Source organism: Lacisediminihabitans sp. H27-G8, assembly GCF_046156175.1.
Taxonomy (GTDB): domain Bacteria; phylum Actinomycetota; class Actinomycetes; order Actinomycetales; family Microbacteriaceae; genus Lacisediminihabitans.
In genome coordinates this window covers 1-5,866 of sequence record NZ_JAYLVL010000013.1, presented here as the reverse complement: position 1 = coordinate 5,866, position 5,866 = coordinate 1, and the positions used below count along the sequence as shown (strand labels likewise).

5 protein-coding genes are annotated in these 5,866 nt (G+C 60.1%); 2 read left to right on the top strand and 3 right to left on the bottom strand.

Annotation, left to right across the window (positions count from 1 at the left end):
- Positions 1-190 precede the first annotated feature (190 nt).
- Complete coding sequence (locus VLI63_RS17610; RefSeq protein WP_409158153.1) at positions 191-412, top strand: DUF3846 domain-containing protein; 222 nt, start codon at positions 191-193, stop codon at positions 410-412.
- Positions 413-457: 45 nt separating this feature from the next.
- Here VLI63_RS17610 and VLI63_RS17605 read toward each other — a convergent pair whose 3' ends face one another.
- On the bottom strand, positions 458-1,288 hold the full coding sequence (locus tag VLI63_RS17605; protein WP_409158152.1) for a TIGR02391 family protein: 831 nt from the start codon (positions 1,286-1,288) through the stop codon (positions 458-460).
- An 85-nt stretch (positions 1,289-1,373) separates the two neighbouring features.
- Here VLI63_RS17605 and VLI63_RS17600 point away from each other — a divergent pair, with 85 nt between their 5' ends.
- Positions 1,374-2,720, top strand: coding sequence for a hypothetical protein (locus VLI63_RS17600; RefSeq protein ID WP_409158151.1), 1,347 nt, complete (start codon positions 1,374-1,376; stop codon positions 2,718-2,720).
- A gap of 375 nt (positions 2,721-3,095) precedes the next feature.
- Here the strand turns inward: VLI63_RS17600 and VLI63_RS17595 are convergent, their stop codons facing one another.
- Positions 3,096-3,965 carry a DUF4062 domain-containing protein gene (locus tag VLI63_RS17595; RefSeq protein WP_409158150.1) on the bottom strand — a complete coding sequence of 290 codons (870 nt, stop codon included), beginning with the start codon at positions 3,963-3,965 and terminating at the stop codon, positions 3,096-3,098.
- 492 nt (positions 3,966-4,457) lie between these two features.
- Positions 4,458-5,594 (bottom strand): tyrosine-type recombinase/integrase, encoded by a 1,137-nt coding sequence (locus tag VLI63_RS17590; RefSeq protein ID WP_409158149.1) that lies wholly within the window; start codon positions 5,592-5,594, stop codon positions 4,458-4,460.
- Positions 5,595-5,866 lie beyond the last annotated feature (272 nt).

Sequence of the window (5,866 nt, the reverse complement as noted above, 5' to 3'; positions counted from 1 at the left end):
CGGTCATCGTGATGATGCCTTTCGAGTGGGATGTGAGAGTTTCCTCGAAGGATCACACGGTGGCCGCGCCCACGTCGTCACCGACGCGGAAGCCACCGTGAGTTACACCACTATGCGGGACTCAACCGTTCGGGTGCGTAGTTCCTTCCGTGACTGACGAAAGGGACACACCATAGCGCTTCGAATAACCGTGCCCGCCGATATTCGTCCTTCGATCGACCAAATGTCATTCGGCGTATTGGCGGATTATCAGTCGGCCGTAGGCGGATTGATCGAGGCGGTGGATGTGCCTGCTCTAAGCCTGATTATCTATGTGAATGACAACGGCTTGATCTGCGGGGTACCCGTCAACGACCGGGCCACCGCTCTGTGGCGGGCGTTCGTGCTGAGATGCGGTTTCGCGGCGCGCTAGTCGGCGATGCGGGCTCGATTCCGGGTATGGCTCGGGTAGATATTTCTAAGGGCGCGCCTGATCGCTTTCCGCAGTGCTTGCAGCGGCGACTCGGTTGGCGACTTCTCGGTCGATTACCCGGAGAAGCAGGTCTGCGAGGTGCACGATGTCTGCAGCTTCGTCTGGATCGCTGTATTCGACGGTGCGGTGAGAGCTCGGGTTCTTAAAAGCTGTAACGGCCCCGAGGAACAGCTGCAGAAATCCTTCTTGTTCAGCAGGAGTCTCAGCCGAAATGACGAACGCCCCCGAGCCGACCCTGAGGGCGTCGGTTACAAGCTGTCGGCCGTATTTGTCAGGCCCGAAGCCTGCGGCACTGCGCAGCGCTACTTCGACTTCCTTCATCGCTGCGAATACCGCCACTTCATAGTTGCCTCGCTCGAAGTTGTAGAGAGCAGCGTCACGTAGACGCGTATGCAGGCCCTGACCCAGTCTCCGACGGGCTTCGACGTGACGCGATGTTCCTGATTCGAGAGCCAGGTGACCGGCTTTGCTGATCGTCCATTCAGATCCCGCACCAGAACTCCATGCAGCAGGACCCAGAAGACCCCCAGCAATGAGCCAGCTCATCCCTTCGGAGATCACGGCAGGAATCAGCGAACCGGTCTGATGCAGCGGATGACCGCTGACTCTGGGCTGGCTTGAGTTCACGCTCGACTGCGCGTGCGCCGCCATATTGGGTGCACTCCACGACTCCTTACCTGACTCGTGCATCGAGTGAAGGATCTCCATCCCGAGGGCCGGCGTATCAAGGTCCACCAACTGCCCCAGAGTGAAGGCCTTACCGGCTATGTCGACCCGCAGCGGCCGCAGCTCATCAGCAATCTCGAACTCGTCCATTCGATCATTCTGGGTCACATTCCGACCTGGGGCCATCAATGAGAGTTGGCGTCGCCGAAAGTTGTAGTTTTGCTATGGTCGGCGAATGGGCTCATGGTGGCATATCAAGATCGGTGGGCAGATTGCGCCCGTGTGGGGCAAGAGCTACGTCAGTGACAATCTGATGTTGCTATTCAACGATGGCGACCTTTACGTGAGTTCGGCAACACACGATGTGCTCAAGGACATTGACGGTTCGGCCGGCGAACTGGATGGGTTGCCGAGATCGTTGCGCAGGGACTTGATGGGCTATTCGACAACTGCGGGCGTGCTTCGGCAGCGCTTGGGACTGCAGGGGTTCTCTTCAGAGTGGGTTCGGCGGCTCGCTGCTGCGTACCTCGATGACCAAGACGAGGAGTGGCAGAAGCCGGACGAGAACTTCGCGGCATGGTTTCCGAACGGCGCTGCCATCACTGCGGCACTGACAACGCGATCCGGCAGGAAGGCTGGAGCGGGTATTCCTCCGGATCGGCGGACCCATCCCAAAGAGAACTTTCTCTACGAAAAATGGGGTGAGCTTAAAGAGGCCTTCGACGATCCCAGATTCGCTCTGGCTCTCTCATTGAGTAACGCACGCAGCACAACGGAGGTAAGGCTCGATCTCACGGACTTAGTAGAGGGAGGATGGATGACTTCTACCGAAACTCCGCATCGCGAGGCGCGGCTACGAATGGCAGCTGCAGTAGGGGCAGATGGGCCGGTCATCGTGATAACTGAGGGAGCGAGTGACGCCAGGCGCCTGCGACGTTCGCTGGAGATTTCAGCGCCCGAGGTCGCCCACGTATTCACGTTCCTCGATTTTGATCTTCGTCCCCCAGGCGGAACTGACCGAGTGGTGTCACTCACCAAGGGCATGGCTGCCGCTGGAGTCATGAACCGTGTCGTTGCCGTGCTGGATAGCGACACCGCGGGCCGTGACGCCAAGGCGCAGCTCGCCAACCTCCAGCTACCTTTGCAAGTCGTTGCTGTCTGCCTGCCTGATGTGCCCTACGCCGACCGCTATCCCACTCTTGGGCCAGCGGGCGATGGCGTCGAGAACGTGAACGGCCGGGCAGTTTCCATGGAGTTCATGTTTGGAGACAACGTGCTCCGGGACAAGGCAGGCGCACTTGCGCCGGTGCGTTGGCAGGGTTTCAACGAGCGTGTCGCGGACTATCAGGCGCGATTCGATGCCGGTCATAAGGCTGACATCAACGAGCGAATAGATGCAGCTCTTTCACCTACAGCCAGCGTTCCGCTTTCCAGTCAAGTCGCAGAAGGCTGCGCTCGACTGGCGGCGATGCTCATCGGTGCAGCCAGTCCTGCGCCGCGAATGCCTGCATCAGAGGAATCAGTTCTCACCGCAGCATGGCGGCGCGACCCTTTCGCTGACATCCAAGTTGATGAAGGTTGACGCAAGGGAAGATGGCTCAGGTCAAGAGTCTCGCATCTGGAGCTAGAGCCGAGCGAGCCCGCACTCATCGCACAGCCAACAAGTAGCAAGACTGTCCAAGTGCATAGGGGTCAGGCACGAGCTGCAATTTGGGGCCGCGCCAGGAATGTCATCGAGCTCATCCCACACGTCCGTCACGTTGTCGGTCATCCGCAGACCGTATCAATTGGATAGATGTCGGTCCTAGAGATATCCACATACAGACGACCGGGCGTCGTCTGGATTTGCGGCAGGGTATAGGGGCGCGAATCGGTGCTCCTCGTAGTCAAGCGTCGTTGTGTCCCGTCGGGCTCTTGGGAGGCAACAGGGCCACCCACTACACGCGGCCCTGAATTCTCAGGTCAGTCGAGGTTTCCACTTGCCGCGAACCCGACGATCATCTGCGAGAACTATCCAGAGCCCATCTTGGCTGGACTTCAGCCGGATCTGATGACCGAAGCGAGCGCCCAATGCTTCCAAGTGTTCGAGCAGGCTATCCGGCACCAATGAGAGGCTTGCATCTATGGTCACCTCTATCAATTCTGGCCATCGAGACGTCTGGTGCGGCTCGACTATCGCGTCGAACTCCTCGAACGCAACGGCGATGAGAAGCCGGAGACGCTCATCCGGTTGCTCAGTCAGCTTGCCGTTGCTCCATCCAAAGACCTTACTGTTTCGACCTAGAAACATGTGTCCCCAGAAGTTTTCCTCGTCATCAGGAGCATCGAACTTCACAAGATCATGTTCGAGATCTCGCCACACCTGAATCGCGAGTTCGTTGGCGCTCTTGAACTCGCCCAGTAGTCCTCGCATGGCTGCCTCCGATCGAAAGGCTCGAAGTCCATCCAACTGTTGTGTGTCGACGTCTGCCGGAAGCGGTTCCTTGGAGAAGTAGAGGTGCACTGGTTTCTTAGCTTTGACGGCTCGCTCGATCTCTTCGACGGTGCCGGATACAGCAGAAGACGTAGGAGAGCCCAGGCGACTCCCGAACAGGGCAAAGACGATGTCGGACTTGTCGACGCCCTGGGAATTGATCATGGCCTGCGGATGACCGCCCATTAGCGGCACTGCTGATGTCTCCCACCTCCACGGGTGAAGTATGAGTTTGCGATTTGCCGAGTTCGCGTCGTTCCACTTTGAGATGGCTTCTTCGACGGCGTCTCTCGCCGCCCGCGTATCGGAAGGCGACGCGATCATCACCCGGACAACCCTTGCGCTATAGGTCATAGCAGAACAGTATCTGACACGATTAATTAGAGCTCGCACACGGCCTGGAGCGGAGACGGAGGGGAATCCAGTTATGGTTTGCCGACAGTGCCCGTCATGCACCTGCAGATGTGGGAGGTGAGAACGCTGGTACCAGCATGCGCGATCGATCGACTGAGCCGGCGCGCCCGTCGGCACGACGGACGCTTGGCTGGTCAGCGGTGCATACAGCGATACCAGAGCTCGATCCCGAATGTCCTCTGTATCCACGTGCGTGAACGCCTTGACAATCAAGGCGCACCTCGCGGGCGCCTTATGCGTCGGTGAAGCAGCCCAAATCTGACCTAGTCGCATTGGGCATTCGCTACCGAAAATGACCCGGTCAGATTGATTGTTTAGTGTCGATCGACCGTCGGCACGTAGTCACCTGCTCCAGCCTCTGACTTCGCCGCTGACTGCAGCACAGTCGACAAAGATGTCCCCGAACGGCCTGCTAGGCCGTATCGGCGCGGCTTAGCGTGACCCTTGGGTGAAGGCGGCCCGGACGTCTGGGGCGACCTTGGGCTTCGGGGGGATGTAGAACTTTCGGGTCACGTCGGGGGAGCCGTGTCCGAGAAAGACGGAGGTGACTTCTTCGCCGAACATCGCATCCACTCGTGCGGCGGCGGTCTTCCGGAGGTGGTGCGGGGTCACCCATTCCAGACCGACCCGGGCGCGGACATTTCGCCAGGATTCGCGGACGTTGTGCGGGTCGAGCAGGGTTCCGTTTCGGCTTGGGAAGAGCAGGCCGTTCGCGCCGGCGGTGAGGGCACGGCGGTCCAGGAGGTCGGCGACCCAGTCTGGGGCGAGGACTGGTCGCCGTCCGGCAGGGCCATCCTTCGTGTGCGGTTGGCGTTCGGGCTTACCGGTCGGGGTGATGACGGTCGAGTTGATGTGCACGATGGGACCTTCCGGGTTGCTGAGGTCGAGGTCGTTGACGGTGAGGGCGAGCACTTCGCCGATGCGCAGTCCGAGTGTGTACTGGGTTTCGACGATGTCGGGCAGCCAGGTGTTCTGCCGCATCGTCTTGACTGCGCCGCGCATCGTTTCGAGTTCCTGCTCGGTGAGTGCCCGGACCTGGGGTGCGTCTTCGCGCGGGACAGAGACCCCGGACATGGGGTTGTAGGGGAGCGCGTCCCGTCGGGCGGCCAGTTTGAAGGCCTGGTTCAACAGGGTCTTGGCCAGTTCGGCTTGTGCTCGTCGTGTCTCACGTTCTTTCAGGTACCAGGTGTCTAGGCGACCGGTCGTCGCTTCTCTGAGGCGGATGCTGCCGAGTCCCGGCACGATGATGCGGGTGATGACATCCGAGTAGTTCGCCTTCGAGCCGGCGGCCAGTTTTGTGGTCGCCAGCTTCCACGGCCAGAACACTTCCATGAGTTGTGCCACCGTGGACTCTCCGGTCAAGTCGCCGACCCGGGCCGCTGTTTCGTGGTCTCGAATTGCGACCTTCAGTGCGCGTTCCGCGTCGGCTTTCGTCTTGCGATTGCGCTCGATGCCGCGGGTGACTCCGTCACCGTCCCGGAACAAGCAGGACGCTCGCCAGCTGTCGCCTCGCTTGCGGGTGGTGATTGTGCCGTAGGTGCCGATTTCCAGCGGCGGTCGCCCGCTCACGCGACGACCTCGTAGTCGGCATCCCAGTCGTCGAGCTGGGTGAGGAGCCAGGAGTCCACTTCTCGGGCATCCCACCGTAGGTGACGGCCGATGCGCATCGCGCGCGGGCCCGTGTGCTTGCTCCGCCACTGGTAGATGGTCAGGATGAATCGCCCTGGGTTTCGTTCCTAGGTGTTCTCTTGGGAAGCGGTCGCTTCCAAGAGTGATTCGGTTTCAGCGTAGTAGTCGGTCTCGGCTTCAATGGGGGTGCGGTAATCGAGCTCAGAGTGAAG

What these genes read in the sequence shown, in the direction of transcription:
- VLI63_RS17605 (WP_409158152.1), bottom strand. Translation starts at nt 1,288, where the DNA reads ATGGACGAGTTCGAGATTGCTGATGAGCTGCGGCCGCTGCGGGTCGAC.
- VLI63_RS17600 (WP_409158151.1), top strand. Translation starts at nt 1,374, where the DNA reads ATGGGCTCATGGTGGCATATCAAGATCGGTGGGCAGATTGCGCCCGTG.
- VLI63_RS17595 (WP_409158150.1), bottom strand. Translation starts at nt 3,965, where the DNA reads ATGACCTATAGCGCAAGGGTTGTCCGGGTGATGATCGCGTCGCCTTCC.